29 protein-coding genes and 1 pseudogene are annotated in these 26,308 nt (G+C 63.2%); 10 read left to right on the forward strand and 20 right to left on the reverse strand.

Features of this window, described 5'->3' with window-relative positions:
- Positions 1 to 91 precede the first annotated feature (91 nt).
- Both queF and ABW22_RS11675 read left to right on the forward strand, forming a co-directional pair.
- Positions 92 to 511 carry a preQ(1) synthase gene (gene queF / locus ABW22_RS11670; protein WP_059756696.1) on the forward strand — a complete coding sequence of 140 codons (420 nt, stop codon included), beginning with the start codon at positions 92 to 94 and terminating at the stop codon, positions 509 to 511.
- A 4-nt stretch (positions 512 to 515) separates the two neighbouring features.
- On the forward strand, positions 516 to 1,784 hold the full coding sequence (locus ABW22_RS11675; RefSeq protein WP_059756699.1) for an FGGY-family carbohydrate kinase: 1,269 nt from the start codon (positions 516 to 518) through the stop codon (positions 1,782 to 1,784).
- A gap of 47 nt (positions 1,785 to 1,831) precedes the next feature.
- Here the strand turns inward: ABW22_RS11675 and ppx are convergent, their stop codons facing one another.
- Genes ppx through ABW22_RS11695 form a run of 4 tightly spaced genes read right to left on the reverse strand, consistent with a single transcriptional unit; the run spans position 1,832 to position 6,011 of the window.
- Complete coding sequence (ppx, locus tag ABW22_RS11680) at positions 1,832 to 3,310, reverse strand: exopolyphosphatase (RefSeq protein ID WP_059756703.1); 1,479 nt, start codon at positions 3,308 to 3,310, stop codon at positions 1,832 to 1,834.
- Positions 3,307 to 4,545 carry a nucleoside recognition domain-containing protein gene (locus ABW22_RS11685; protein WP_059756706.1) on the reverse strand — a complete coding sequence of 413 codons (1,239 nt, stop codon included), beginning with the start codon at positions 4,543 to 4,545 and terminating at the stop codon, positions 3,307 to 3,309. The genes ppx and ABW22_RS11685 overlap by 4 nt, the downstream gene beginning before the upstream one ends.
- Positions 4,546 to 4,566: 21 nt before the next feature.
- Positions 4,567 to 5,484, reverse strand: a complete 918-nt coding sequence (locus ABW22_RS11690; protein WP_059756710.1) for a CobD/CbiB family protein — start codon at positions 5,482 to 5,484, stop codon at positions 4,567 to 4,569.
- Positions 5,484 to 6,011: a hypothetical protein gene (locus ABW22_RS11695; RefSeq protein ID WP_059756712.1), complete on the reverse strand. Its 528-nt coding sequence runs from the start codon at positions 6,009 to 6,011 to the stop codon at positions 5,484 to 5,486. Before ABW22_RS11695 ends, ABW22_RS11690 begins: the two co-directional genes overlap by 1 nt.
- Before the next feature lie 111 nt (positions 6,012 to 6,122).
- On the opposite strand from ABW22_RS11695, the gene ABW22_RS11700 reads away from it, so the two are divergent.
- Positions 6,123 to 7,070 carry an MBL fold metallo-hydrolase gene (locus tag ABW22_RS11700; protein WP_059756716.1) on the forward strand — a complete coding sequence of 316 codons (948 nt, stop codon included), beginning with the start codon at positions 6,123 to 6,125 and terminating at the stop codon, positions 7,068 to 7,070.
- Between the two features lie 140 nt (positions 7,071 to 7,210).
- On the forward strand, positions 7,211 to 8,815 hold the full coding sequence (locus ABW22_RS11705; RefSeq protein ID WP_059756720.1) for a diguanylate cyclase: 1,605 nt from the start codon (positions 7,211 to 7,213) through the stop codon (positions 8,813 to 8,815).
- Positions 8,816 to 8,973: 158 nt separating this feature from the next.
- Here ABW22_RS11705 and ABW22_RS11710 read toward each other — a convergent pair whose 3' ends face one another.
- From ABW22_RS11710 to ABW22_RS11725, 4 genes are read right to left on the reverse strand one after another with little or no spacing between them, the layout of a single operon-like run.
- A complete protein-coding gene (locus tag ABW22_RS11710; protein WP_059756723.1) occupies positions 8,974 to 9,723 on the reverse strand; it encodes a sulfite exporter TauE/SafE family protein in 750 nt (249 codons plus the stop codon).
- Between the two features lie 5 nt (positions 9,724 to 9,728).
- The gene (locus ABW22_RS11715) at positions 9,729 to 10,040 is read right to left on the reverse strand and encodes a DUF190 domain-containing protein (RefSeq protein ID WP_059756728.1); all 312 of its coding nucleotides are present in this window, start codon (positions 10,038 to 10,040) and stop codon (positions 9,729 to 9,731) included.
- A complete protein-coding gene (gene crcB / locus ABW22_RS11720; RefSeq protein ID WP_059756732.1) occupies positions 10,037 to 10,411 on the reverse strand; it encodes a fluoride efflux transporter CrcB in 375 nt (124 codons plus the stop codon). The genes ABW22_RS11715 and crcB overlap by 4 nt, the downstream gene beginning before the upstream one ends.
- A gap of 60 nt (positions 10,412 to 10,471) precedes the next feature.
- Positions 10,472 to 10,930, reverse strand: a complete 459-nt coding sequence (locus ABW22_RS11725; RefSeq protein WP_059756736.1) for a DUF302 domain-containing protein — start codon at positions 10,928 to 10,930, stop codon at positions 10,472 to 10,474.
- Positions 10,931 to 10,987: 57 nt separating this feature from the next.
- On the opposite strand from ABW22_RS11725, the gene ABW22_RS11730 reads away from it, so the two are divergent.
- Entirely contained in the window at positions 10,988 to 11,347 is a 360-nt protein-coding gene (locus tag ABW22_RS11730) for a winged helix-turn-helix domain-containing protein (RefSeq protein WP_237763329.1), read from the forward strand.
- Between the two features lie 115 nt (positions 11,348 to 11,462).
- On the opposite strand, the gene ABW22_RS11735 is transcribed toward ABW22_RS11730, so the two are convergent.
- The 11 genes and pseudogenes from ABW22_RS11735 to mobB form a co-directional block, all read right to left on the reverse strand.
- Positions 11,463 to 13,406: a peptidase U32 family protein gene (locus ABW22_RS11735; protein WP_059756738.1), complete on the reverse strand. Its 1,944-nt coding sequence runs from the start codon at positions 13,404 to 13,406 to the stop codon at positions 11,463 to 11,465.
- A 54-nt stretch (positions 13,407 to 13,460) separates the two neighbouring features.
- Positions 13,461 to 14,036 carry a YceI family protein gene (locus tag ABW22_RS11740; RefSeq protein WP_059756956.1) on the reverse strand — a complete coding sequence of 192 codons (576 nt, stop codon included), beginning with the start codon at positions 14,034 to 14,036 and terminating at the stop codon, positions 13,461 to 13,463.
- Positions 14,037 to 14,211: 175 nt separating this feature from the next.
- Entirely contained in the window at positions 14,212 to 14,769 is a 558-nt protein-coding gene (locus ABW22_RS11745; protein ID WP_059756741.1) for a YceI family protein, read from the reverse strand.
- Positions 14,766 to 15,314, reverse strand: a complete 549-nt coding sequence (locus ABW22_RS11750; protein WP_237763330.1) for a cytochrome b — start codon at positions 15,312 to 15,314, stop codon at positions 14,766 to 14,768. Before ABW22_RS11750 ends, ABW22_RS11745 begins: the two co-directional genes overlap by 4 nt.
- A complete protein-coding gene (locus tag ABW22_RS11755) occupies positions 15,311 to 15,751 on the reverse strand; it encodes a MarR family winged helix-turn-helix transcriptional regulator (RefSeq protein ID WP_059756744.1) in 441 nt (146 codons plus the stop codon). The genes ABW22_RS11750 and ABW22_RS11755 overlap by 4 nt, the downstream gene beginning before the upstream one ends.
- A gap of 110 nt (positions 15,752 to 15,861) precedes the next feature.
- The gene (locus tag ABW22_RS18090; protein WP_237763331.1) at positions 15,862 to 16,698 is read right to left on the reverse strand and encodes a hypothetical protein; all 837 of its coding nucleotides are present in this window, start codon (positions 16,696 to 16,698) and stop codon (positions 15,862 to 15,864) included.
- A 52-nt stretch (positions 16,699 to 16,750) separates the two neighbouring features.
- Positions 16,751 to 16,966: pseudogene (locus ABW22_RS18095) on the reverse strand (GntR family transcriptional regulator); the annotation flags it as partial.
- Between the two features lie 331 nt (positions 16,967 to 17,297).
- Positions 17,298 to 17,753 carry a molybdopterin synthase catalytic subunit MoaE gene (moaE, locus tag ABW22_RS11770; protein WP_059756754.1) on the reverse strand — a complete coding sequence of 152 codons (456 nt, stop codon included), beginning with the start codon at positions 17,751 to 17,753 and terminating at the stop codon, positions 17,298 to 17,300.
- Positions 17,754 to 17,757: 4 nt separating this feature from the next.
- Positions 17,758 to 18,009, reverse strand: coding sequence for a molybdopterin converting factor subunit 1 (gene moaD / locus ABW22_RS11775; protein ID WP_059756758.1), 252 nt, complete (start codon positions 18,007 to 18,009; stop codon positions 17,758 to 17,760).
- A complete protein-coding gene (gene glp / locus ABW22_RS11780; RefSeq protein ID WP_059756761.1) occupies positions 18,006 to 19,199 on the reverse strand; it encodes a gephyrin-like molybdotransferase Glp in 1,194 nt (397 codons plus the stop codon). Before glp ends, moaD begins: the two co-directional genes overlap by 4 nt.
- A complete protein-coding gene (mobB, locus tag ABW22_RS11785) occupies positions 19,174 to 19,707 on the reverse strand; it encodes a molybdopterin-guanine dinucleotide biosynthesis protein B (protein ID WP_269083912.1) in 534 nt (177 codons plus the stop codon). Before mobB ends, glp begins: the two co-directional genes overlap by 26 nt.
- Positions 19,708 to 19,754: 47 nt before the next feature.
- Between mobB and moaA the strand changes: the two genes are divergently transcribed.
- A complete protein-coding gene (moaA, locus tag ABW22_RS11790; protein ID WP_059756768.1) occupies positions 19,755 to 20,738 on the forward strand; it encodes a GTP 3',8-cyclase MoaA in 984 nt (327 codons plus the stop codon).
- Between the two features lie 5 nt (positions 20,739 to 20,743).
- On the opposite strand, the gene senA is transcribed toward moaA, so the two are convergent.
- Positions 20,744 to 21,901, reverse strand: coding sequence for a selenoneine synthase SenA (gene senA / locus ABW22_RS11795; protein WP_059756770.1), 1,158 nt, complete (start codon positions 21,899 to 21,901; stop codon positions 20,744 to 20,746).
- A gap of 64 nt (positions 21,902 to 21,965) precedes the next feature.
- Here senA and selD point away from each other — a divergent pair, with 64 nt between their 5' ends.
- The 4 genes from selD (at position 21,966) to ABW22_RS11815 (ending at position 26,308) form a co-directional block, all read left to right on the forward strand.
- Entirely contained in the window at positions 21,966 to 23,036 is a 1,071-nt protein-coding gene (selD, locus tag ABW22_RS11800; RefSeq protein ID WP_059756773.1) for a selenide, water dikinase SelD, read from the forward strand.
- On the forward strand, positions 23,037 to 23,987 hold the full coding sequence (gene egtD, locus ABW22_RS11805; RefSeq protein ID WP_059756775.1) for an L-histidine N(alpha)-methyltransferase: 951 nt from the start codon (positions 23,037 to 23,039) through the stop codon (positions 23,985 to 23,987).
- Between the two features lie 135 nt (positions 23,988 to 24,122).
- The gene (locus tag ABW22_RS11810) at positions 24,123 to 25,589 is read left to right on the forward strand and encodes a protein adenylyltransferase SelO (RefSeq protein WP_059756778.1); all 1,467 of its coding nucleotides are present in this window, start codon (positions 24,123 to 24,125) and stop codon (positions 25,587 to 25,589) included.
- Positions 25,586 to 26,308, forward strand: coding sequence for a hypothetical protein (locus tag ABW22_RS11815; RefSeq protein WP_082708776.1), 723 nt, complete (start codon positions 25,586 to 25,588; stop codon positions 26,306 to 26,308). The genes ABW22_RS11810 and ABW22_RS11815 overlap by 4 nt, the downstream gene beginning before the upstream one ends.

Below are 26,308 nucleotides of genomic sequence, written 5' to 3' on the forward strand. Positions count from 1 at the left end.
GCCGCGCTTCGCTCGCAATGACAAAGATTCAGGTTTGTTCAGGAGTTCCTTGGCGGCGTCTGATTTCGTCACATTCTACACCGAGCCCCATATGCCCTCCACGCCTACCAAAACCCTGGAAACCTTTCCCAACCCCAAAGTTGGGCGTGACTTTCACATTCACATGGAAGTCCCTGAATTCACGTGCCTTTGCCCCAAGACGGGGCAGCCCGATTTCGCCACCTTGATTCTCGACTACATCCCCGACAAGACCTGCGTCGAGCTCAAGAGCCTGAAGCTCTATATGTGGAGCTTTCGCGAGGAAGGCCATTTCCACGAGGACGTCACCAACCGCATCCTCGATGACCTGGTCAAAGTGACGAAGCCGCGCTTCATGCGGCTCACCGCCAAGTTCTACGTGCGCGGCGGCATCTTCACCAATGTGGTGGCCGAGCACCGCAAGAAAGGCTGGGCGCCGGCCCCGCGCGTCGACCTTACGCAGTTCGAGCATCAGTCGAACACACGCGGATAATCCATTGTATTTTATTGGAATTGACTTCGGCACCAGCGGCGCGCGCAGCTGCGTAATCGACGCCGAAGGTAAGCTTATTGCCGAGGACGCGCGCGATTTCGGCGAACTCGCCGAGTTCGAGCGCGCCGGCATCTGGCGCGAGGCGCTGTGGGATCTGGTCACGGCGCTGCCCCCCGCGATTCGCACGCAGCTGTCGGATATCGCGCTCGATGGCACCTCCGGCACCGTGCTCGCCTGCGACGAGGCGCTTGCGCCGCGCCACCCGCCGCTGCTGTACAACGACGACCGCGCGGTCGACGAAGCGAAGCTGATCGCGAAAACCGCCACTCCGGGCCACCCCGCCGCCGCCGTCACCTCGGGGCTGGCCAAGGTGCTGTGGCTGAAAAAACGGCTCGGCCTGACCGGGGCGCGGCTTTATCTCAACCAGGCCGACTGGCTCTCGGGCCTGCTGACCGAGCGCGCTGGCGTTTCCGACTACCACAATGCGTTAAAAATGGGGCTCGACCTCGATACGCTGAAATGGCCGGCGTGGGTGGATTCCCTGGCCGATGCCGGCACCCTGCCGACGCCCGTTGCGCCGGGCACCCCAATCGCCACGGTGTCCCGCTCACGCGCCCGCTATCTGGGCGTTCACCCCGGCTGCAGGGTGCACGCCGGCACCACCGATTCCATCGCCGCATTTTTGGCCGCTGGCGTCACTCACAGCGGCGACGCCGTCACCTCGCTCGGCAGCACGCTGGTGCTGAAACTGCTGTCCGACACCCGGGTGGAATCGACCGAGCACGGCGTCTACAGCCACTGGTTCGGTGCGCGCTGGCTGGCGGGCGGCGCCTCTAATTCAGGCGGCGCGGTGCTGCGGCAGTTTTTCGACGACCGCCAATTGGCCGCACTCAGCGAAAAAATCGATCCCACCGTCGTCAGCTTGCTCGACTACCTGCCGCTGCCGAAACCCGGCGAACGCTTCCCGGTCAAGGACCCGCAGCTTTCGCCGCTTCTCACGCCGCGCCCGGCCGACGACGCCGAATTCCTGCACGGCCTGCTGGAAAGCCTGGCCCGTATCGAGGCGCGCGGCTATGGCCTGCTGGCCGAATTCGGCGCCTCGCCGCTGCGCCGGGTCGAAACCGCCGGTGGCGGTGCCCGCAATCCTGCCTGGACACGCATCCGCCAGCGCCTGCTCGGCGTGCCGGTGGCACGCGCCATCCACACCGAAGCGGCCTACGGTGCCGCGCTACTGGCGCGCGACGGCCTGGGGCTTTTCAAGTCGGCGAGCTGACCGCGACACGCCAGGGTTTCGATATGAAGCGCTGGGGTAACCCGCGCTTAGCCGAACGTGTATTTCATCCCGGTCGCGTGCCAGTGAACCGCCTCCTCCTCCAGCGCACGCTGGGTGAGTGGGCGACTTTCCAGCCAGCCTTCGGGCAGGGTCAGACGAAAACGCTTGCCGCTGGCGTCCACTGCCACTTCGGGTAGCTGGGGCTCAGCGCGGCTGCGGCAAAGGATGGCCGCCTGGCGCAGCAGCCAGACCAGCAGGCGATCGTTGTCGGGCAAGGTGGCGTCAGCGGAAAACTGCGGCAGCTTGACCAGCGCGCCGCGCTGGGCACGTGCCAACAGCGCCAAGCGCGCCTGATCGGACCTGGAAAACCCTGGCATGTCGGCGTTTTCCAGGATGTAGCCTGAATGGCGATGGTAGCCGCCGTGCGACACCGACAGGCCGATTTCGTGCAGACGCGCCGCCCAGTCGAGAAAGCGCACGTCGTTTTCGTCGCCGCCGCCAGCTGCCGCCAGCAGCTTCAGCGCCACCCGCTTGACGCGCGCAGCCTGCTGGGGGTCGATGTGATAGCGGCGCATGAATTCGTCCACGGTCGCTTCGCGCATGTCCTGCTGGTGGAAGCGTCCCAGCAAATCGTAGAGGATGCCTTCGCGCATGGCGGTTTCGGCGACGTCCATCTGCTCGATCTCGAGCTCGGCGAACAGCCCGGCCATGATGGCGAAGCCACCGGCGATGACCGGTCGGCGGTCGCGCGACAGGCCGGGCAGTTCGAGCGCGTCGACATGGCCGGCCTTGATGAACTGGGCGCGCAACAGCGCCAGCCCGTCGGCGGTGATGCCGCGCGCAGACCATCCGCTCTGTTCGAGGATTTCGCGCAGCGCGCGCGCGCTGCCGGACGAGCCGATGGCCTGCTGCCAGTTGCCTTTGGAAAACGCTTTGGCAATGATCTCGGCCTCGACCCGCGCGGCCACTTCGGCGGCTTTCAGTGCGGCCTTGTCGATCACCCCGCCGGCAAAAAAACGCTGCGAGAAATTGACGCAGCCCATGTGCAGGCTTTCGCGCTCGTGCGGCTTCAGGCCATGTCCAATGATGAGCTCGGTGGAGCCGCCGCCGATGTCGACCACCAGCCGCCGGTCGGGCGAGGCCGGCAGTGAATGGGCGACGCCGAGATAGATCAGCCGCGCTTCTTCGCGCCCGGCGACGATTTCGATCGGGTGGCCGAGCGCGGCTTCGGCTTGACGAATAAAGACATCGGCGTTGCGGGCGACGCGCAGGGTCGAGGTGCCGACGCAGCGGACCGTTTCCGGCGACAGGCCGCGCAGGCGTTCGCCAAAGCGTTGCAGACAGGCCAGCGCACGCGTCTGGGTGGCTTCGTCGAGCTGCTTGTCGGCGGCAAGCCCGCCGGCCAGGCGCACGGTTTCCTTCAGCGAATCGAGCGGATACAGCTGGTCGCCGGCCACCCGCGCCACTTCCAGGCGGAAGGAATTGGAGCCGAGGTCGACCGCCGCGAGGGTGTCGTAGGTTTTCATACGGATGCACCAAAAAACAGATAGGCCATGCCGATGGCGGCGAGGATGCCGGCCACATCGGCGATCAAGCCGCAGGCGACGGCGTGGCGCACGCGTTTGATGCCGATCGCGCCGAAATACACCGCCAGCACGTAAAACGTCGTCTCGGTGCTGCCCTGTACGATCGACGCCAGGCGGCCGGCGAACGAATCCGCGCCGTGCGCCTGCATGGTGTCGATCATCATGGCACGCGCGCCGCTGCCGGAAAACGGTTTCATCAGCGCGGTGGGCAGGGCGTCGACCCAGCGCGCGTCGTACCCCAGCGCCAGCACCATGCCGCGCATCCCGTCTATCAGCAGGTCGAGCGCGCCGCTGGCGCGAAACACGGCGATCGCCACCAGCATCGCGACAAGATACGGAATGATCGTGACCGCCGTGTGAAAGCCTTCCTTGGCGCCTTCGACGAAAGCCTCGTAGGCATTGACGCGGCGCCGCACCGCCATCAGCAGGAAGGTGACGATGAGGCCAAACAGCAGCACGTTGCTCAGGATCGACGACTGCCGCGTCATCGCCGCGGCGTCGAGGCTGCCGAAATACAGCACCAGTCCGCCGATCAGCGCCGTTGCCCCGCCCAGATAGGCCATGGTGACGCGATTCCACAGGTGCAGGCGCTGGAAGAAGCCGGTGACAAAGAGCCCGACCAGGGTGCCGATGTAGGTGGTGATGAGGAGCGGCACGAACACATCGGTGGGGTCGGCCGCGCCCAACTGCGCGCGGAAGGTGAAAATGGTCACCGGCAGCAGGGTGACCGACGCGGTATTGATCACCAGAAACAGGATTTGCGCGTCGCTGGCAGTATCGCTGGACGGGTTGAGTTTCTGCAGTTCCTGCATCGCCTTGATGCCGAGCGGCGTCGCCGCATTGTCCAGCCCCAGCATGTTGGCGCCCATGTTCATGGTCATCGCGCCAAGCGCCGGATGGTTGGGCGGCACGTCGGGGAACAGGCGGCGAAACAGCGGCGCGAGGCCGCGCGTCAGCACCTCGAGCATGCCGGCACGCTCGCCGATTTTCATCACCCCCAGCCACAACGCCATCACACCGGTCAAGCCCAGCGCGATTTCAAATGCGGTCTTGCTGCTGGCGAACAGCGCTTTTACCAGCGCGGCGAAGATGTCGGCATCGCCGAGGAAAACCAGTTTGAACAACGCAATCAGAAAGGCGGCCAGAAAGAAGCCGATCCACAGCGCGTTGAGCATGACTGGCGGCGGGGTTAACGCTTAAGCGAACCAGCCGGCGATGACGACCAAGAGGCCCGCCACCAGCCAGATCGCCAGGCCGCGCCAGATCATGCTGACGGCGCTGTCGATGCAGTCGGCGTCGGGCGCCTGCCCGGTTCCGAGCTCGGGCCGCCACACGATTTCCCCGCCCACGTTGACGCTCTGCCCCAGGCGTACGCCCATGGCGCCGGCGCCGGCGGCGAGCACCACGCCCTCTTCCGTTTCCGGCCAGGCGGATGCCTGGGTCCGCCAGCAATAGGTGGCGTCCTCGAAGTTGCCGGCGATGGCGTAGGTCAGCGCGGTCAGCCGGGCGGGCAACCAGTTGATGACGTGAAACGCACGTTGCGCAAACACGCCGAAATGGCCATTGGCGTTTGCCCAACGCCGCGCCAGAATCGAGGCGCTGCGGAACAGCACCGCGCCAACCGGCCCCAGCGACGACAGCAGCACAAACCACAGCAGCACGCCGAACATCTGGCGATGGCTTGCGGCCATCACCTGCTCGATGGTGACCCGCGCCAGATCGTCGGCGCTGAACTGGCTGGCATCACCGCCGCGCCAGGCGTCGAGACGCGCACGCGCGCCTTCGATATCGCCGGCGCGCAGCAGACGCGCAATCTGTTCGGCGGCGTCGCTGAAATATTTGAACCCAAGGGTGAAATACAGCACGGCCACATTCCATATCCAGCCGAGGACCGGGCTGATGCCATCGAGCAGGGCAAAAACCAGCCACACCCCAGCCAGTACCGGCAGCACCGCCAGCGCCCAGGCAATCGCACCGTGGCTGTATTCGCCGGCATTGAAGCGACGCTCAAGCCACTGGGTGAGGCGGGTGTAGTGCCGGTAGTACGACAGCGGCTGCCGCAACGGGCGCAAGTGTTCGAAGACAACGGCGGCGAGAACGGAAAGGAAAGCCATCAGCGGTTCATCTCCAGGGTAAAGCTACCGATGCGGTTTGCCTGCCCTGCCGGGCGATACAGTTCGACCGTCGGCATGACGATGGCCTGCCCGCGCGACTCAAGCGTATCGGACAGCGCCTGGTAGGCCTTGGACGGTGCCAGTAGCACCGCTGCCTGCACCTTGGCGGCAAACACTGGGCGACGTTCGATGCGGCCTTCCTTCAGGCCATCCGGGATCGGGGCGTTCTCGGCCAGGGTGTAGCCCAGTTGCGCGCGCACCTTGCCGTCGGCTACGCGCGGGTCGGTCAGGATCACGCTGATTGTGTCGCCCGCCGCCACCTTGGCCGCAGTGAAATGATCCAGCGCCGTGCGATGCGATTTCCGCAGGTTGCTGATCGGGCCATCGTAATCCAGATAGGCATAGCGATAAGGCCCCGCCTCGGTTTCGGTCACGCTGACCGGGTTGAATCCGCCCCACCACCAGAACACCGCCAGCAGCGGCAATATGAATGCCAGCACAAACGCCGGCCACTGTTTTTTGAACACGCCTGAGACTCCCCGTTACAGCTTTGAAGATATCACAGCATCACCCTCTGGTGCCCAGACTGCCGCCCGCCCTCTCTATAATGTGTGCATCCCCGTCGATGGATAACCACCATGCAACGTATTCTGCTCGCACTGTTCTGCCTTGCCTTGCCGCCTGCCGCCTGGGCCAAAACCGAAGTTGCCACCGTGCCGATGGAGGCCGTGCAACTGGGTCCCCACAGCTATTTCGTGCAGGGCCTGCCGGGCGCGGCGTCCAGCGAGAACGAGGGCTTCATGTCCAATGCCGGGTTTGTCGTCACGCGCGACGGCGTGGTGGTGTTCGATGCGCTGGCCTCGCCGCCGCTGGCCGAAAAACTGGTCAGCCTGATTCGCCAGATCACCGATCAGCCAATCAAGCGCGTCATCGTCAGCCATTACCACGCCGACCACTTTTACGGCCTGCAGGTATTCAAGGCGCTGGGGGCCGAAATCTGGGCGCACCGCTTCGCCGAAGGCGCCACCCGCAGAGAAGGCGCGGCCGAGCGCTTTGAGCAGCGCAAGGAAGTGCTTTTCCCCTGGGTCGACGACGACACGCAGTTGCTGGAGGCAGACCGTTTTCTGGCGGGCGACATGGACTTTGAAATGGGCGGCGTCGAGTTCGCGCTGCGTCACGTCGGCCCGGCCCACTCCAGCGAGGATCTGGCGATGCTGGTGAAGCAGGACGGCGTGCTCTATGCCGGCGACCTGGTGTTTCGCGGCCGCGTGCCTTTTGTCGGCGACGCCGACAGCCGCGCCTGGATCGCCGCGCTCGACAAGCTGATTGCGCTCAACCCCAGGGTGCTGGTGCCCGGCCACGGCGAGCCCTCGCACGCACCGCGCACCGACCTCGTCTTCACCCGCGACTATCTGCGCTATCTGCGCGACCAGATGGGTCCGGCCGCACGCAAGCTCGTGCCGTTCGAGGAAGCCTATGAAAAAACCGACTGGTCGAAATACCGCGCCATGCCGGCATTCGACGAAGCCAACCGGATCAACGCGTACAACCAGTATTTGCGACTGGAGCAGGAAGGCGGAGAGTGAACACAGCAAGCACGAGGGGTCTGGCGCGTCCGGATTCAAGTACATGGCGCGGCGAATCGCGTTGCCGCAACCCAAACCATCCATAAAGCGCGATAATTATTAGTTACGCCTCAACAAAAAAAACTTATCCAGCTCGTTCCATGCTCTGCTCACCCGAAGAACTCCTGCAAAAAAACCAGGCATTGTCGAACACTTGGCAGCGTTATCAAGCGCTGCCAAGTTTTGACAGCTTCGTCGAGCTGGCGGTATCGATCAACAGCTTCACCGAGTTCCTGATCGACAAGGGCATCACGGCCCTGCATCACGCCAGCCACCAGCTGGAGCAGGTGACGCTGACCTTGTTCAGCGAAGACGTGGCGCATCCGCTGCCGCAAGCCGCGCTGAACGACCTGAACGAACGCGTGCTTGCGCTGGGCCGCATGGCGAATACCCATGCCACAGCCACCGCCGATCTGGCCGAGCGGCGCCATGACCCGTTGCACCCCGCCCCCCATGACATGCCGATGGACCAGTCCTGGCTGATCGGGCATGACCAGTCGGCCTGGGCTGACTTACAGGCCCAGCTGGGTTATTTCGGCATGGCCGCGCAGTTCATCACCTGGCAACAGCCCTTGCCGGACAACGCAGGCGTTGCCCCCTTGCTGCTGCTCGACATGAGCAGCCTGCCGGAAGCTGAGTGGAGCAGCCGAATCCAGACCCTGCGGCAACGCTTCGTGATGGGGCAGCTGATCGGTCTCGGGGTGCGCTCCGATTTCGAGCGGATGCAACAAGCCCTGCGCGGCGGGTGCGACAGCTGTCTGCTGGAAGGCACGCCCTCGCATACCATCGTCGAGCACATCCTGGAACTGAACGAGCGCCAGGATCAGGAAGCGTATCGCGTGCTGATCGTGGAAGACTCCAAGACCGCCAGCCACCTGATCCGCCGCACCCTGGAAGAAAACCAGATTGACACCAAGATCGTCAACGATCCGCGACAGACGCTCAATGCGCTGCGGCAGTTCAATCCCGACCTGATCCTGATGGACATGTACATGCCGAACTGCACCGGCGTCGAGGCCGCGCGCATCATTCGTCAGCATAGCGAGTTCCTCAGCACCCCGATCGTCTACCTGTCCGGCGAAACCAACGTCGCCCTGCAGGTCGACGCCATGCGGCTGGGCGGCGATCACTTCCTCACCAAACCGTTCAACCCGGTATTCCTCAACGCGATCGTCAAGAGCAAGATCGAGCGCTATCGGGCGCTGCGCCGCACCATGTACAACGACAGCCTGACCGGCCTGCTCAATCACTCCAGCGGCAAGAACACGCTGGATATGCTGCTGTCCAGTGTGGCGCACGATGGCGGTTTCCTGTCGGTGGTGATGATGGACATCGACCATTTCAAGCAGGTCAACGACACCTACGGCCATCCCGTGGGCGACCAGGTCATCCGCAGCCTGTCGTGGCTGCTCAAGCAGCGCCTGCGCAAGCAGGACATCATCTGTCGCTACGGCGGCGAGGAATTCCTCATCGGCCTGCCGCACACCGATGCCGAAAACGCGTTCGCCATCATGAATCGTATCCGCCAGGATTTTTCGCAAATCCGCCATCCCGTTGACGACCGCCATTTCGTTGCCACTGCCAGCGGCGGCATCGCCACCTACCCACTCTATCAAAACGGCGATTCGCTGATCAAGGCAGCGGACGAGGCGCTCTACCAGGCCAAGCGCGATGGCCGCAACCGCATCCACGCCGACGAAGATTAGCAGGCGGTCCGCCCCGTTGTAGGAGGATCGCCCCCGGCCCGATGCACGGTGCGAAAATCGCGGCGAGGGCGACGGTGCGTGGTGGTTGCCGCTTTAGCGGCTTACCAACACGGCCTACCCCTTGCGGGTACTCCTACAGGTGATGTCCGCAGTGCTTCCTAGCTCAGGATCAGCTTCAGGCCGATCAGGATCGTCACGATCTCGAACGCCCGCTTGATCCACAGGTTGCCTTTTTTGATCGCCAGATGGCTGCCCAGATAGCCGCCGAGGATCGAGCCGGCCAGCAGCGCCGGCATCCAGTCCCACGCTACCGTACCGATCACACCTAGTATCAGCGCGCCGGTGCCATTCCAAACCAGTCCGCACAGAATCAGGGTGTAGGCCACGGCCCGCGTGTAATCGAGGCCGAACCAGCGGATCAGCCAGAGGGTGAGAAACAGCCCGGTGCCGCTGGTAATCGAGCCATTGAGAAAGCCGACGACAAACAGCCCCGCCATGCCGCCGATCAACGCCGCGCCCTGCCGGTTCCTGGGCGTGTGGTCCATGCCGAGACGGGGTTTGAACACCGAATACAGCCCCAGCCCGAGCGTCAGAACACCCAGCGCCAGGGTGGCGATGCGCTCGGGAATCTGCAGGATCATCAACGCGCCCAGCACCACGCCGGGCAGACCCGCACCGAGAATGATCAGCGAAAAACGGCGTTCGAGATGCGATTCCTTCAGATGCCGCAGCGTGGCGCCCAGGCCAAGCGCGACGCTGGCGACTTTGTGGGTGGCAAGCGCCACGCCGAACGGCAGCCCCAGAAAAATCAGCATGGGAAACTGGATCAGCCCCGCCCCGCCGCCCGACAGCGCCGAAAAGAAATTCGCCGCCAGCGAAGCGACGAACAGGATCAGCTGGTCGAGCACGCTTACTAAAGCGTGACGCCTATTTCTGCCGGCAGTCTGGCGTAGACGAGCTTCAGACCGGCGTCGGCGATGACTTTCAGCAACTGGTCTGCCAGCGCCGCATCGACGAAGAACTCCACCACCACCGGCAGTTCGCCCGCCAGCTCGAAGAACCCGGCATCATGCCGGCCGTGGCGGCCGAAGCCGGCCAGCGCAAGGAACGCCGAGCCCCCGCTGACACCGAGTCCCTGCGCCGCATCGAGCAGCCATTCATACGTCAGCTTGCTGTGATGGCGGCTGGCTTCTGACACAAACACCTGCAGGCAGACCGCGTTCATTTGAAAAGCCTCATCGAATAAAACCCCAGCCCGGTGGCCATAAAAGAGCCCAACATGTGGGAAAACGCAATCAGGCCGCCGGTCATCCACAGGCCGCGCATCATCGCCGTGACGACTTCGGCGGAAAAGGTGGAAAACGTGGTCAGCCCGCCGAGCAGGCCGGTAATGAGAAACAGCCGTGCTTCCGGTGGCACGCCGGGGTGATCGGCAAACCAGGCGATGACCAGGCCAACGAAATAGCCGCCGATCAGATTGGCGGCCAGCGTGCCGAGCGGCATGGAGGGAAACACGGGGTTCAGCCACAACCCCAGCCCCCAGCGCAGCCACGCGCCGATGGCCGCACCTAGGCCAATGGCGAGGAAGGCGGTCATGGATGGTGCGAGGCGGCTGGTGTCATGCGCGGATTCTAGCCGATGACACCAGTCAAGGGCTTACATCGCGTCCTTGATGATGTCGGTGAGCAGTTTTTCCAACTCGACCAGTGTCTTCTTCAACGCCGGATTCTTGGTGGCAGCCGGCTTGCGGTAAGCGAGGTATACCGTCTTGTCGTTGGGAATCGTGTAGACCACCACGCTGTACGGGCACATCACGATCGAGTGCGGGTCGGCTTCCATCATGTGGCGCGAAATGGTGGCACTGCAGAATTCGAACTGCTCGGCGTTTTCGTACACCTGCCGGGTCTCGCCGATATCCATGCCGGTGCGTTCCAGCATTTCGGCGATCTTGTTGGTGTTGGTGATTTTCAGGCCCTTGCCCTCGATCGAGAATTGAAGCAAATCGCGCACCTCCTGGAAGCTTCCCTGGGTCTTGAACAGCACGGTGTAGCTTTCGACGGCCTGGGCAGAAAACGGCAGGCAGAGCATCGCGCAGACGGCGAGCAGTTTTTTCATGGCACTCTCCTTGGATTACAGTTTTATCAATTCTCTGCCGCCCGCACGAGAACGGCAATGGTCGTTTGCTACACTCGCCGCATGACGACGCGATCCAAGACAGCGCAACTCAAGGCGGACGGCCGCTTCTGGCTGACGCTCGATGGCAGGAATTTCCTCGGCCGCGGCCGCGTCGAACTGCTGCAGCGCATCCGTGAAACCGGCTCCATCTCCAAGGCCGCCAAGGCCATGAAAATGAGCTACAAGGCCGCTTGGGATGCGGTGGATGCGATCAACACCGCATGGCAGTCGCCACTGGTCGAAAGTGGTCCCGCCGGCAGCCGCCTGACCGAAGACGCCGAGCGGCTGATCGCGGCCTTCCACAAGGCTGAAGCGCGGCATGCGGCCTTCATGGAAAAACTCGCCGCCAGTCTTTAGCGTGAAACTCGCGCAGCGACTCGTTCGCCCCCTCGCCCGCTTGCGGGAGAGGGTTGGAGAGAGGGAAACGGGCAGGGTGAGTTTCATTGTCAGGGGTGGCAACTCGCCATGCCCGTTAGGCCCGCGTTTTGAAGAACATCAGCGGCGCGCTGTTTTTTGCGACCGCCGGTTTCAGTTTCCCCACCACGTGCATCTCGCACGGCTTGCAATCGAAGCGCAGGATGAGCTTTTCGCTGCCGTTGATCAGCGTCAGCGGCGCGGCACGCACGGTGCCCTGCACGCCGGTCACGCCCTTGGCCTGCTTGGGACACAAACTCAGCGAGTAGCGCACGCAATGCTTGGTGATCATCAGCGAGACTTCGCCGGTTTCCTCATGGCTTTCGTACGCGGCGGCAATGAGCCTGACGCCGTGCTTCGCATAGAAATCGCGCGCCTTGTGGTTGTAAACGTTGGCGAGATAAGAGAGCGTGTCCTCGGGGTAGATCGCCGGCGGCTCGACCGCCTGTGCACACGCGGGACGGACATAAGCGGCGGCGCGCGCGGTTTCCAGCGCGGCGACCGCATCGCGGCGCAACGCATTGAGGAAGGACGCCGGCACGAACCAGGGCTGCCTCAGTTCGAGCGCAATGCCCATGGCGGCAAACGGCGTGGTGCCGAGCTTGCCGAGGTGCTCGCGTAGCGTCGCTTCGGCTTTTGCCGCGTCCTTGGCCACTTCTTTGGCGTGCGCGGCATTCACCGCCGCGGTGTTGCCTTCTTCGTCGACCAGCGTCAGCGCAAATCCCGCGTCGGTTTCGTCCAGCCGCAGCCACACGCCGATGCGGCGTTCGCTCGACGGCCTGTCCAGCAGACGCGTCCAGTTCATGTCGCGGTTGCGGTTGACCAGTGTGCCGGCGCGCAAGTCCTTGAAGCTTGCCATCGGGTCTTTCGGGAACACGCGCCACACGCCCGAGCCCTGCTTTTCTGAACGGTTGATCGCGAGACCGGCCAGATCCTTCTGCAGCGTGTAGTAGCACAGACCATCGCCGTTGTTGAGCACGATGTCGGGCGAATCGGTCTGCAGTTCGACCCATTTGTCGCCGACCTTGCTGACGTAGCCGATGAAAAGGCCGGGATTCTTCGGCGTGTCGAACGCGCCAATGTCGTCCTTGCGGCCGCTGACAAAGTAGTCGGTGAACTCGCGGTTGAAGTTCTGGTTGGGATCGGGCGTGAAGGCAAAGGTGGTGCGGCCTGCGGACGCGCGCGCGAATTCCGGGCGGCGGTCGATGATCTCGTCGAGCAGGGTGCGGTAATGGGCGGTAATGTTCTTCACATAGCCCATGTCCTTGTAGCGGCCCTCGATCTTGAAGCTGCGGATGCCGGCGTCGATCAGCGCCTCGAGGTTGTCGCTCTGGTTGTTGTCCTTCATCGACAGCACATGCTTGTCGTGCGCGACGATGCGGCCTTTCATGTCGGTGACCTGGTAGGGCAGGCGGCAGGCCTGCGAGCAATCGCCGCGGTTGGCGCTGCGCCCGGTGTGGGCGTGGCTGATGTAGCACTGGCCGCTGTAGGCGACGCACAGCGCGCCGTGGACGAAAAATTCCAGGGTGGTTTCAGGTCGTGTGGCGGCGCGAATGGCGGCGATCTGGCCGAGATCGAGCTCGCGCGCGAGAACAATCTGACTCAGCCCCACATCCTGTAAAAAGCGGGCTTTCTCCGGCGTGCGGATGTCGGTCTGGGTGCTGGCGTGCAGCTGGATCGGCGGCAGGTCGAGTTCCAGCAGGCCCATGTCCTGGATGATGAGCGCGTCGACGCCGGCGTCGTACAGCTGCCAGATCTGCTGGCGCGCCGGCTCGAGTTCGTCGTCGCGCAGGATGGTGTTGAGGGTGACGAACACGCGCGCGTTGAAGCGGTGGGCGTGGTCGACCAGTCGCGCGATGTCGGCGATATCGTTGGACGCCGCCGCGCGCGCGCCGAACGACGGCCCGCCGATGTATACCGCATCGGCGCCGTGGTTGACAGCTTCGATGCCGATGTCGGCGTCGCGCGCGGGCGCGAGCAGTTCTAGTTGATGGGGTTGCACAGGGGTCGTTCCGGACAGCAAAGACGCATTTTACCGGAGACCGTCCTGTCCGGCTTATTGCGCCGGCTGATTGACCGCCTCGATCGCCAGCGTCAGCGTGACTTCGTCGCTAACAAAAGGCACATTCTTGCCCATGTTGAACTCCGAGCGCTTGACCTGGGTGGTCGCGTTGGCGCCGCAGGCGTCGACTTTCAGCATCGGATGCGGCTGGCACTTGAAGTGGGTGATGGTGAGCGTCACCGGGCGGGTCACGCCCTTGATCGTCAAATCGCCTACCAGGCTCACCGGCTGGTCGCCCCTGAACGCCATCTTGTTTGATTTGAACGTGATCGTGGGGTGATTGGCGGTATCGAAAAAGTCAGCGGCCTGGAGGTGTTCGTTGAACACCGCATGGCCGGTGTTGACCGAGGTGGCGTCGATGGTCACAACGACCGAACCGGCTCCCCCTTCACGGTCGAGCACCACGGTGCCGCTGCTCTTGTCGAACTTGTGGGTCTGGTTGGAGAAACCCAGGTGGTTGTAGCTGAAATGCGGATAGGTGTGGCTGTTGTCGATGGTGTAGGTGACCGGCGCGGCCTGGGCGGCAACGGATACGGCGGCGAGTGCGGCGAAGAGGGCAAGACGTTTCATGTAAGGCTCCTTGAGATGGATGAACAACGGGTTATTGAAGGGAAATTCAAGTTCTTGAATTCCCCTTCAATAACGTGCCTGGGTTTAAACGATATTGATCCGAAACCAGACGTGGCATTCGGGCCAATCTGTGATTTTCGGGATCATCGGGCGTTTCAAGTCCATGGATATCGGATCAATATGTGCCGGTGGCGGCAATTCTGAATCGGACCTGGACTTCGTCGGCGACGGTGGAGACGTCGGCCCACATGCCTTCGCCGATGCCAAAGTCGAGGCGTTTGAGGACAAAACTGCCGTCGAAGATGGAGGCGTTTTTACCGGGCACGTAGGTCACCGACACGGTCATCTCGCGACTTTTGCCCTTGAGCGTGAGCGTGCCGCGCATCTCGTAGCGGTTGTTGCCCAGCGCGCGCACCTGGCTGGAGACGAAAGTCGCCTTCGGATACGCGCTGCGGTTGAACCACAGCTTGCCGGCGGATTCGTCGTCGGCCTCGGGCGAACCGGCGTCGATGCTGGCAAGGTCGATCTCGATCTGTGCGCGGGCAGCCTCGGGTTTGGCCGGGTCGAACGCCATTTCAGTAGTGAAGCGCTTGAAGCCGCCCTTCACCGGCACGCCCATCTGGCGGAATTCGAAGTGGATGGTGCTCTGCTTCGGCAGCACCGTGCGGTATTCCACCGCGTGCGCCGCCGGCGCTGCAAGCGCCGCAAGCAGGACCAATTGGGTGATTTTCATGTGCGCTCCTTTCTGCCCCAGCCCATGCGCTGCAGGAAGGGCTGGCGTTCGATGAAATGGTGTTTGAGTGCCGCGCCCACGTGCAGGATGACCAGGCCCAGCAGCGTGAAGTTCAGCACTTTGTGCACACTTGCGAGCAAGTCGCCCAGTTCGCGGTTTTTTTCTAACAGGTCGGGCAAAGGCAGCACGCCAAACCACACGGTCTGGAAGCCCTTGGCCGAACTCATCAGCCAGCCCGACAGCGGAATCGCAAGAATCAACGCATACAACAGGCCATGCACGATCTGGCTTGCACGACGTTGCCAGACGGCAATACCGGCCGGCAAGGACGGCGGGGTATGCATCAGCCGCCAGCTCACCCGGACAGCGACCAGCAGGAACACCGTGATGCCGATCCACTTGTGGTAGCTGTAGAGCTTCAGCTTGTCGGGCGACAGCGGCAGGTCGACCATGTAAACGCCGAGCGGAAACCCCACGAAGATCAGCAGCGCCACCAGCCAGTGCAGCACGATGGCCGGCGTCGAATAACGCATCGCGACGCTCATGCGCTCCCCTTCCTGAAAGCCTGCTCCAGCGTCCGCAAGGCGGCTTGCCAACGCTTGTGCTCGGCGGCGCTCGCCCCGGCAAAACACGCGCCCAGATGCGCCAGATGCGCCGGGAACACCCTGGCAAACAAGGCCTCGCCCGCCTGGGTCAGCCGGACAATCTGACAGCGCCCATCGCTGACGTGCGCGATTCGCTCCACCCAGCCGCGATCAGCCAGGCGGTCGACCACGCCGGTCAGCGTGCCCTTGGTAATGAGCGTTTTTTCGCCGAGTTCGGTGGCGGTCATCCCGGGGGTATTGCCAAGTGTTGCAATGACGTCGAACTGCGGCGGCGTCAGCCCCAATTCGCGGATGTGCGCGGCAGAAAAGCTTTCAAACGCCTGATAGCACCGAACCAGTGCTTGAACAGTCGGCAGGAATTCTGCTTGCGAATTCATTGAAAACCTTAATTAGTTCTAACACAAACCAATTTAGTTCGTGTTAGAACTAATGTCAAGCAGTTCAGCAAGCTGACAGCGGGTTGCGCTGCAAGTGCATGTCTAGCGCATCAAGGCGCGGGGTGGTTGTCCTGGTCGACGGGTTCGTGGGTAACTTCGTGAGCCCACGCGCTCACTGCATCTTGCATCGCGGGCTCCGTCTGTCTGCCCTCTATCAGATAATCGAGCCAGGCATTGGATAGCTTTTCTTGAACGCTGTTTTGTCCCTGGCGCGCCAGCAGATTCTTGAAATCGAGTTCAAACAAAGGCTGGTGTTGGTTGAAGCAGGAAAAGACATACCTGGATGGCTCACCTGTCACGCTGTCCACATGACGACAGAGACACTGGGCGCAGACTTCCTTCATCATGCACTGCATGGGGCTGTTCACTGCGGCAATCGCATTGAAACCGGGTTTCAGATAGGGCTTAAGATCGCCACTCAACATCGTGCGGAAGATTTCCATCGATTCGGGATGGTCGGAGAGGATGAGCTGGTCTGTGCTGCTTACCCACTCAGCGAAAGGTGCGTCCATCTCTGCACACGATTGCAGAAACTCATCCAGCCCGTGCACAAAGCAGGCATCCTGTTGCCGCCTCAGTTTCAGGGCCGGCCCTTCGTCCAGCACCCAGATGGCCTGATCCGTCAGGATCTCGATGGCACGCTGGACTGCACGTGCCCGCTCCGCATCGCGAAAATGCCCGATAAACACAATCCGGTTGCCCGCAGCGCGCCACATCGCCGCACCGTCCACCGTGCTGGTCACGGCGGAGTGACTACCCGCCACCGTCACGGTTGCGTTTTCGGGCACGGGCAGGCCGGTGCCGGTCGGCCCCATCAAAATCACGCGGGTGCCGGGTTTGAGCGTGGACGCGATATGGCTCGACACGCCCACGGCGTTGATCAGCAACTGCACTTCGCCACGCGACGGGTCGACATGCACGCCATCGATGAATCTTGAAAATGAGGCCTTCCTTTTGCAGATCACCCAATGCCTGCCTCACCGTGATACGCGATACGCTAAAGGTGTTCATCAGTTCGCTTTCGGATGGCATCTGCTGATGTTCCTGGTAGGTGCCGTCGAGGATGCGGTCACGCAGAATTTCCTTGATCTGTGTATACAGCGGCACCGGCGACATCTGCAGCACCGCTGGATTCTTCTTTCGGGTTTTCTCCATATCTCGTCACGCTCCATTACTTGTTATGACGAGTAATGACAAAGCAACGCCCATGCCAACCATGCGGCGTGATTAGTGAAACAATCCGAAAGCATTGTGGATATTGGCTTGCAGCCAATATGGGTGGACGAATAAACGCCCATGATTGAGCGATGCGTGCAGCACTGGCTTAGTGCGTAGATCGCTAAACTTGTTTTAGATTGGTGCAGACAGAGGGATAAAAGTACGCCCCTGCGAGGCGTCGTCATACCCTGAACAACGTGGTGAGAAACTACAGTTAAGGCACTGGGGAAATGCCTTGGTAGCCCCGATCAGGTTTGAGTTTGAGGAATCAGGAATCCGTCCAGCGCGCTGCGGCTGCGTCGTCGCTGACACGCGCATCCACCCAGCGCTCGCCCTCAGGGGTTTCTTCCTTCTTCCAGAACGGCGCGCGGGTTTTCAGCGCATCCATGATGTATTCGCAGGCGGCGAACGCTTCGCCGCGGTGGCTGCTGGCCACGGCCACCAGTACGATAGAGTCGCCCGGCAGCAGCCGGCCGACCCGGTGGATTACGGTGACGTCAAGCAGCGCCCAGCGCGAGCGTGCCTCATCGACCAGCGCGGCGAGCGCCTTCTCAGTCATGCCGGGATAGTGTTCCAGCGTCATCGCCTGCACGCCACTGCCTTCGTTGCTATCCCGCGCCAGACCGACAAAACTCGCGATGGCGCCGATGTCGGTGTGGCCCTGGCTGATGGCATTCACTTCGGCACCCAAATCGAAGGCTTCGGCCTGAACAAGTATCTTCATCAGATCAGCCTCCGGTCACCGGCGGAAAAATCGCGACTTCGGCGTGATCCGGCAGTATCGCGTCGAGCGTAACGATGTCCTGATTCACCGCGACACGAAACGCCCGGCCTGCGGCCAGTTCTTCAGCCCACACGCCGCCGCGCGCCTGCAGCTGCGCGACCAGATCGGCCGCGGTGGCGCCAGCGAAGTCCACATTTTCTTCGGCCAACCCGAAGTGCTCGCGCAGGCGGGCGAAATACAGCACACGGAGGTTCATGCAAGGAGTTCCGAGAAAGGAATGAAGCGCACCCAGTCGCCCGCCTGCACGGTCTGGCCCACTTCAAGGTCAATCAGGCCGTCGGCCCAGGCGCACGAGGTCAGCACGCCCGAGCCCTGGTTGGGGAACAGCGCCAGCTTGCCGTTGGCCTGAAGTTGCGCGCGCAGGAACTCGCGCCGCACGCCCGGTTTCGTCCAGGCGAAATCCGCCTGGACGACAAACGCGCGGTACAGCACGTCGGACGCGCCCATGCGCTTTAGCAGGAAGGGCCGAACGAACAGGCAGAAGGTGACGAAGGCCGACACCGGGTTGCCGGGCAGACCGATGAAGTCGGCGCCATTCACGCGTCCATAGACAAGCGGCTTGCCGGGCTTCATCGCGACTTTCCACATCTCGACGCGGCCGAGTTTTTCGACCGCCACTTTCACGTAGTCGGCCTCGCCCACCGACACGCCGCCGCTGGTGATGACGACGTCGGCCAGGCTGGCGGCGCGCGCCAGCGCGGCTTCGGTCGCCTCCAGCGTGTCGGGCACGATGCCGAGGTCGATCAGTTCGCAGCCCAGGCCGTTCAGCAGCCCGGTCAGCGTGTAGCGGTTGGAGTTGTATATCTGGCCGGGCAGCAAGGGCGCGCCTGGCGTCACCAGTTCATCGCCGGTGAAGAAACACGCGACCTTGAGCTTTCTGAAAACCGGCAATTCAGCCAGTCCGACCGAGGCAGCAAGGCCCATTTCTGCCGCGCCGAGGCGGGTACCGGCAGCGAGAACTTGCGCACCCAACTCGATATCTTCGCCCGCGTGGCGGATATTTTCGCCTGGCTGCGGCAGTTTGTTGATGACGACGGATTCACCCTCCGTCGCGCAATATTCCTGCATCAGCACGGCGTTGGCGCCCGGCGGCACCGGTGCGCCGGTGAAAATGCGCGCGGCGGTGCCAGGCTGCAGCGGCGACCCGACGGTGCCGGCGAGGATGCGCTGCGACACCGGCAAGCGCACGCCGGCCACCACCACGTCGGCGGCGCGCACGGCGTAGCCGTCCATTGCGCTGTTGTCGAGCGGCGGCACGGTGATGGCAGAGGTCTGCGGCGCGGCAAGCACGCGCCCGAGCGCATCCGTCACGGACACGGTCTCGGTTTCGGTTACCCCGTGCGCACGTTCGAGCAGGGCATCAAGCAGTTGGTCGGCTGAGAGCATGGTCAATAATGAAATCGGTAAGTTGGGAAATAGCATCGAGGTCGATGCGGGGAAAATCGGTAGGCGGACCGACGTCGGACGCCACCGCCAGAATATCCGGGTCGTCCGGAAACAGCCAGGGCTTGGCGGTCTCGGCGCGATGCACTTCCAGCTTTGGGATGGGCTCACGCTTGTAGCCTTCGACCAGCACCAGATCGCACGGCGGCAGTTGCGCAAGCAGATCATCCAGCAAGGGCGGCGTGTCGCGATGCTCGGTCAGCACCGCCGTGCGGTGGTCCGACGCCAGCAGCACCGCCGCCGCGCCCGCCTCGCGCGCACGCCAACTGTCCTTGCCGGGGCGGTCGATGTCGAAGTCGTGGTGGGTGTGCTTGATCACCGCCACCTTCAGCCCGCGCGCCGCCAGTTGCGGCAGCACGCGCTCGATCAGCGTGGTCTTGCCGCTGCCGCTGTAACCTGTGATGCCGAATACTTTCATGCTTGCGTTGCCAGTCCGACTGAATAGGGTTATATTTTTTCATATATAACCCATTCCTGCCAACCACTTCCGCTCTCATCATGAACGCTACCGTTCTCACCGATCAGTTTGGCCGCCGCATCGACTACGTACGGCTGTCGGTGACCGACCGCTGCGACCTGCGCTGCAGCTATTGCATGCCGGAAGGTTTCACGGGCTTCGAGGAACCCGAGCACTGGCTCAACTTCGACGAGATCGAACGCCTGATCGGCGCGTTTGCGCGGCTCGGCGTGAGCCGCATCCGCCTGACCGGCGGCGAACCGCTGCTGCGACGCGACATCGCCGGACTGGCTGGGCGCATTGCCGCCCTGCCCGGCATTCATGACCTGTCAATGTCGACCAATGCCACCCAGCTCGACCGCCACGCACAGGCACTGAAAGCCGCCGGCGTGACGCGGCTCAACGTCAGTCTCGATTCGCTGCAGCAGGCGCGGGTGGAAAAAATCAATGGCCGCGATGTACTGGCCAAGGTGATGGCGGGGCTCGCCACCGCGCAGGACGCGGGCTTCACGCCGATCAAGCTCAACATGGTGGCGCTTGCCGGCACCAACGACGACGAAATCGACGAAATGGTGGCCTTCTGCATGGCGCGCGGCTTCGTGCTGCGGCTGATCGAGGCGATGCCGATGGGTGACACCGGCCGCAACGCCGAATACCTCGACCTGCAGCAGGTGAAGGAACGCCTGCGAGCGCAGTTCGATCTGGTCGAAACCACTCTGCATGGTGCCGGGCCTGCCCGCTATCTGGGTACCGCCGACGGCCGCTTCAACGTCGGCTTCATCACACCCATCTCGCAGCATTTCTGCCAGACCTGCAACCGTATCCGCGTCGCCGTCGACGGCACCGCCTACATGTGCCTGGGGCAGGAGGAAAAATTCGAATTCCGCCCGCTGCTGCGCGGCGGCTGTAGCGACGCCGAACTGGAAGCGGCCATTCTCGAAGCGATCAACCTCAAGCCGGAACGCCACGAATTCAACGAATCGCCGCACAAGATCCTGCGCTTCATGTCGATGACCGGCGGCTGAACCGCTTAAGCCGAACTTGCAGTGCGGAATCCCGCAAACGGATCGCGCCGATGCGGCAGGTAGAAATTGCGGAAGCCGGGACGCTTGAGGGACGGGTCGGTGACCGGCCCGCCGCCGCGCAATTCCCCGTGGGTGTGGAACCAGGGCTCTGAATAATCGTGATACGGATCGGGCGCAAAGCCCGGATACGGTGTGAACGGATCGCGCAGCCATTCCCACGCCATGCCCCAATGAAAATCCGGCTGCGCCACCGCACGCAGCCACTGCGCAGCCGTCGGCAGGCGCCGGCCCCTCCACGCAGCGAAAGCTTCGGCCTCAAAGCGGTTCACATGCAGCATGGGCGCCTCTGCACTCAGCGGCAGCCAGCGGTTGAAACGGCGCACCTGCCAGCCGCTGTTTGCCTGCTTCCAGTACACGGGATGATGCGCGTCGCTGGCCAGGCGCCAGGCCCAGCCGTCAGCCGACCATCCCGCCCGGCACTGGTAACCCCCCGCCTCGACGAATTCGGCGAAGGCCGTCTCGGACAGTGGATTTGCGTCGATGTCGAACGCCGCGACCGGAACCGTATGGCGCCATTTTTCATTGTCGAAAATGAACCCGTCGTCCGGTCCGCTCCCCAGCACCACTTCACCCCCACCAATCGCCAGCCGCTGCGCAGACAGCACGCCGGCAACGTCGGGGCGGGCGGGCGGCGCATAGCCCAGATCCTGGAAGGCCATCCACCAGGCCTCGATGTGCATCAGCTCGTGATAGAGACACAACTCGGCGAAATACGCGATTTCGGCGTCGAGTCCGCTGCGCAGGCGGGCGGTCACGGCATCGGCCACCTGGCTCGCGTAGGCGTCGACTGCCGCCGGCTCCAGCAAAGGCAGGTCCCAACGAACGTCGTGCGGTACGCTGGAGGAATCGTACAAGGCGTCGGCACCACGCAACAGGCTGGGCGCGCGCGCGCCGTCGGGCCTTTCGCGCAGGCACCAGCGTTCCTGGAACCAGACGATGTGTCCGTATTCCCACAGCGGCGGGTTCAGACGCTCTGCGCGCGGCCCCAGCCAGCCGCCGGCCGGCAGGCAGTCGATCAGTGCGCGCAAGCGGCCGCGCGCCCGCTCAAGCCGGTCGATAAGTTGGTCTGCGGTATGGCCGCTGACGGGTCGAGTTCGATTCATGTGTAATATAAAGCACTGTAGCCCAGCATTCCGGGTGCCCACTCTCGACAGACGAATTCGGACCATGAACGATACCCTCCTCGCTCCCCCCATCCGATTGACCCAGTTTTCCCACGGCGGCGGCTGCGGCTGCAAGATCGCACCCTCGGTGCTGCGCGAGATCCTGTCCGACACGCCCTTCGCGTCGCACCTCGCGGCGGCGTACCCTGATCTTTTGGTGGGCATCGAGCACGGCGACGATGCCGCAGTCTACCGGCTGAACGACGAACAGGCGATTGTGGCGACCACCGACTTCTTCATGCCCATCGTCGACGATCCCTACGAGTTCGGCCGCATCGCCGCTACCAATGCGCTATCCGACGTCTATGCCATGGGCGGACGGCCGTTGTTCGCCCTGGCCATCGTCGGCATGCCGATCGGCAAGCTGCCCAACAGCGTCATCCGGCAAATCCTCGCCGGTGGCGAGTCGGTATGCAAAGCCGCCGGGATTCCCATTGCCGGCGGCCATTCCATCGACGCGCCGGAGCCGATCTACGGCTTGGTCGGCATCGGCGTGGTGAATCCGCGCAAGGTCAAGCAGAACGGCGGTGGCCAGGCCGGCGACCTGCTGATTCTCGGCAAGCCGCTGGGCGTCGGCATCTACAGCGCGGCGCTGAAAAAGGGCCTGCTGAGCGCGGATCAATATGCGGTGATGATTGCCGCCACCACCCAGCTCAACACCGCGGGTGCCGATCTGGCCGAAATGGAGGGGGTGCATGCGATGACCGACATCACCGGCTTCGGCCTGCTCGGCCATCTGCTCGAAATCACCCGCGCATCGCAACTGTCGGCGCGCGTCGAATTGGCCCGTCTGCCCCTGTTTCCAGGCGTAGGCGAGTTGGCTCGGGGCGGCCATATCACCGGCGCCAGCGAGCGCAACTGGGCGAGCTATGGCAGCGAAGTCAATCTGGCCGACGGCATCGCCGACTGGCAGTGCGCCCTCTTGACTGATCCGCAAACCAGCGGCGGCTTGCTGGTGAGCTGCGCGCCTGAATCTAGAGAAGCGGTGCTGGAAATCTTTAGCCGGCACGGCTTCGCGCAGGCGACGGAAATCGGACGACTGGACGCCGGCAGCCAGGTTTCGATCGGGGCCTGAGTGTCCTTTACCTTCAAGGATTTCCCCGCTGCGTGCGACGATTTGCGCCGCGACGTGCTGGCCGGTCTGGCCGCCCGCCCCAAGTCCATTCCGCCCAAATACTTCTACGACGAAGCGGGCTGCCGGCTGTTCGAATCGATCTGCGCGCAGCCCGAATACACGCTCACCCGAACCGAAGAGGCGCTGCTGCGTGACCGGCTCGGCGACATCGCCGCCACCATTGGCCCGGTGGACTGCATCGTCGAACCGGGCGCCGGTGAGTGCGCCAAGGTGCGCCTGTTGCTGGAGGCCCTGCGCCCCCCCCACCTGGTCGTGCTGGACATTGCCGGCGCCCCGCTCGCTGCTGCGGCCGAACCACTCTCACGCGATTACCCGGGGCTTGCCGTCACCGCGCTGGGGATGGACTTCATCCACGATCTGGAAGCCGCGACACCCTGGCTGCCGGCCGGACGGCGGCTCATCTACTATCCCGGTTCAAGCATCGGCAACTTCGCGCCGGATGCAGCAACTGCCTTGCTAACCCGCTTTCGCCAGCTGGCCGGCGCGGAAGGCCAACTGCTCATCGGCTTCGACCTCAAGAAAGACCCGCAGCGGTTGCACGCCGCCTACAACGACGCTGCCGGCATCACCGCCGCCTTCAACCTCAACCTGCTTGAGCGGCTGAACCGCGAACTGGACGCCGACTTCGACCTCGCCCACTTTCGTCACTACGCGTTCTACAACCCAACCGCCGGCCGCATCGAAATGCACCTGGTCAGCCTCGCCGGACAGCATGTGACCGTCGCGGGCCGGCGCTTCAATTTCGCCCTCGGCGAAACGCTGCACACCGAAGACTCCTACAAATTCCGGCGCGACGAATTCAGCGCAATTGCGACAAACGCCGGCTGGCAGCTCGCTGCGGAATGGGAACACGACGGGTTCGCGATCCATCTATACAGGGGTTCCCGCTAGAAGCCGAGTTCGAGCAGAGAACGATTGCGCGCGCCATGCAGGATGAAATGCAGTTCATGTTTTTCCTCAAGCATTGAGTGATAACCCTGAAGTCGGACGGGTCGCGCAAACCTTGCAAGGCCGTAAAATTTCCACATGCCCAAACTTGAATCGCTCATCTTCGACAACGGCTTCGCCCGCCTGCCGGAAGCCTATTATTCGCGTGTCTGCCCGACGCCCGTCCCCGATCCCTACCTGGTCTGCTACAGCCCGGAAGCGCTGGCCTTGCTCGACCTCGATGCAAGCGAAATGACGCGTCCCGAGCTGATCGAGGCGCTGGCGGGCAACCAGCTGCTGCCGGGGATGGACGCGATCGCCGCACTGTACGCCGGCCACCAGTTTGGCCATTTCGTGCCCCAACTGGGCGACGGCCGCGCGATCCTCTTGGGCGAAGTCAAAAACGCAGCAGGCGAAGGCTGGGAAGTGCAGCTGAAGGGCGCCGGCCGCACCCCCTACTCGCGCGGCGGCGACGGCCGCGCGGTGCTGCGCTCGAGCATCCGCGAGTTTTTATGCTCGGAGGCGATGCATGCGCTCGGCATTCCCACCACCCGCGCGCTCGCCATCGTCGGCAGCGACCGCCCGGTGTACCGCGAGGATCAGGAGACCGCCGCGCTGGTCACCCGGCTGGCGCCGAGTTTCGTGCGCTTCGGTTCGTTCGAAGTCTTCTACTACCGCAACCAGATCGAGTCGATCAAACAGCTGGCCGACTACGTCATCGCGCGCTACTACCCGGAACTGGCCACGCTTTCCGACCCCTACCCCGAATTCCTGCGCCAGGTTGCGCTGCGCACGGCCGAACTGATGGCGCAGTGGCAGGCGGTGGGCTTTTCGCACGGGGTGATGAACACCGACAACATGTCCATCCTCGGCCTCACGCTCGACTACGGCCCGTTCGGCTTTCTCGACGCCTTCGATCCTGGCTATATCTGCAACCATTCCGACACGAGCGGGCGCTACGCCTTCGACCAGCAGCCGGACGTCGCCGCGTGGAACCTCACCAAGCTGGCACAGACGCTGGTGCCGCTGATGTCGGTGGAAACCGCATCGCAGGCGATCAGCGAATATCCGCAGGTGTTCGGCCGCGCCTACCTCGAGCGCATGGCCGCCAAGTTCGGCCTGCCGCCGGGCAGCGAAGCCGCCACGTTGGTCATGGACGCGCTGCAGCTGCTGGCGCAGAACCATGTCGACTACAGCATCTTCCTGCGCCGCCTGTGCGACTTCGACAGCGGGGAAAGTGCCCCCAACACGCCGCTGCGCGACCTGTTCCTCGACCGCGCAGGCCTCGATGCCTGGGCGGCGCGTTACGCCGCCACGCTGCGCCAGCAGGCTTCAATCGACGCCGAACGTGGTCAGGCGATGCGCATGGTCAATCCCAAATACATCCTGCGCAACCATTTGGCCGAAATCGCCATCCGCCGAGCGACAGACGATCGCGATTACAGTGAGGTCAATCGCCTGCACGCGCTGCTGACGCGGCCGTTCGACGAACAGCCGGAATACGAGGCCTACGCCGCCGAGCCACCCGACTGGGCCAGGCAGATTGAGGTAAGCTGCTCTTCGTGAACCGTAGTCCCACCCTGCTCGCCGGCCTCATGATCGTTACCCTGCTCGCCGGGTGCAGCGGGCAACCCATCCAGCGCCGTGACGGCAGCAGCAGCGTGCGCAGTTTCAGTATGAAGGAGCTGGTCAAGGGCGATATCGACACGGTGGTGGAAATCCACCAGCAGGAAATCATTGGCATCCTCAGGACGCTGACGCTTAAGTTCTATCGCCGCAATCCCAACGAGTGGCGCAAATCCGGCTTTGCCAGCGCCGACGCGGCAACCGCGGCCCTGTTCAAGCCGCTGCAGCACTGGCAGCTGGCGCAACAGAAAAACCTCCCCTGGGAAACCGTCCTGCTCGAACCGTGGCGTGCCGATTTCACCGGCGACCGGGTGAAGGCCCTGATGGACGGCCTGCTGGTCATGCACATGGCGGCATACAACCACCAGACCGAGTTTTATCTGCTGACCGAAGTGGATGCGCAGAAGCTCTACAACGCCGCACGCAATACCGAGGCCGTGGCGTGGAAGCTCTCCAATGCCAGAAATCTGCGCGGCGAGTTCATCCTGCTCTCCAACAGCATGGATGCCGGCGGCGTAGCCAACCTCAGCTTCGAGCGCGAATTCGGCAAGCTCATCGGCATCCAGGACACGCTGGCCCGGATCATCGAAGACAAAAGCAACCGCGCGATCCGCTTCGGCGTGGTCAACGTCGCCAGCATGGTCTTCCTGCCGATCTGA

Origin of the sequence: Thiobacillus denitrificans, from assembly GCF_001530125.1 — a bacterium.
Lineage (GTDB): Bacteria > Pseudomonadota > Gammaproteobacteria > Burkholderiales > Thiobacillaceae > Thiobacillus > Thiobacillus denitrificans_C.

Bases quoted from the DNA above. Each gene is read 5' to 3' on its own strand.
- queF (WP_059756696.1), top strand. From the start codon at position 92: ATGCCCTCCACGCCTACCAAAACCCTGGAAACCTTTCCCAACCCCAAA.
- ppx (WP_059756703.1), bottom strand. From the start codon at position 3,310: ATGAAAACCTACGACACCCTCGCGGCGGTCGACCTCGGCTCCAATTCC.
- ABW22_RS11685 (WP_059756706.1), bottom strand. From the start codon at position 4,545: ATGCTCAACGCGCTGTGGATCGGCTTCTTTCTGGCCGCCTTTCTGATT.
- ABW22_RS11690 (WP_059756710.1), bottom strand. From the start codon at position 5,484: ATGGCTTTCCTTTCCGTTCTCGCCGCCGTTGTCTTCGAACACTTGCGC.
- ABW22_RS11700 (WP_059756716.1), top strand. From the start codon at position 6,123: ATGCAACGTATTCTGCTCGCACTGTTCTGCCTTGCCTTGCCGCCTGCC.
- ABW22_RS11705 (WP_059756720.1), top strand. From the start codon at position 7,211: ATGCTCTGCTCACCCGAAGAACTCCTGCAAAAAAACCAGGCATTGTCG.
- ABW22_RS11715 (WP_059756728.1), bottom strand. From the start codon at position 10,040: ATGAACGCGGTCTGCCTGCAGGTGTTTGTGTCAGAAGCCAGCCGCCAT.
- crcB (WP_059756732.1), bottom strand. From the start codon at position 10,411: ATGACCGCCTTCCTCGCCATTGGCCTAGGTGCGGCCATCGGCGCGTGG.
- ABW22_RS11725 (WP_059756736.1), bottom strand. From the start codon at position 10,930: ATGAAAAAACTGCTCGCCGTCTGCGCGATGCTCTGCCTGCCGTTTTCT.
- ABW22_RS11730 (WP_237763329.1), top strand. From the start codon at position 10,988: ATGGTCGTTTGCTACACTCGCCGCATGACGACGCGATCCAAGACAGCG.
- ABW22_RS11740 (WP_059756956.1), bottom strand. From the start codon at position 14,036: ATGAAACGTCTTGCCCTCTTCGCCGCACTCGCCGCCGTATCCGTTGCC.
- ABW22_RS11745 (WP_059756741.1), bottom strand. From the start codon at position 14,769: ATGAAAATCACCCAATTGGTCCTGCTTGCGGCGCTTGCAGCGCCGGCG.
- ABW22_RS11750 (WP_237763330.1), bottom strand. From the start codon at position 15,314: ATGAGCGTCGCGATGCGTTATTCGACGCCGGCCATCGTGCTGCACTGG.
- ABW22_RS11755 (WP_059756744.1), bottom strand. From the start codon at position 15,751: ATGAATTCGCAAGCAGAATTCCTGCCGACTGTTCAAGCACTGGTTCGG.
- moaE (WP_059756754.1), bottom strand. From the start codon at position 17,753: ATGAAGATACTTGTTCAGGCCGAAGCCTTCGATTTGGGTGCCGAAGTG.
- moaD (WP_059756758.1), bottom strand. From the start codon at position 18,009: ATGAACCTCCGTGTGCTGTATTTCGCCCGCCTGCGCGAGCACTTCGGG.
- glp (WP_059756761.1), bottom strand. From the start codon at position 19,199: ATGCTCTCAGCCGACCAACTGCTTGATGCCCTGCTCGAACGTGCGCAC.
- moaA (WP_059756768.1), top strand. From the start codon at position 19,755: ATGAACGCTACCGTTCTCACCGATCAGTTTGGCCGCCGCATCGACTAC.
- senA (WP_059756770.1), bottom strand. From the start codon at position 21,901: ATGAATCGAACTCGACCCGTCAGCGGCCATACCGCAGACCAACTTATC.
- selD (WP_059756773.1), top strand. From the start codon at position 21,966: ATGAACGATACCCTCCTCGCTCCCCCCATCCGATTGACCCAGTTTTCC.
- ABW22_RS11810 (WP_059756778.1), top strand. From the start codon at position 24,123: ATGCCCAAACTTGAATCGCTCATCTTCGACAACGGCTTCGCCCGCCTG.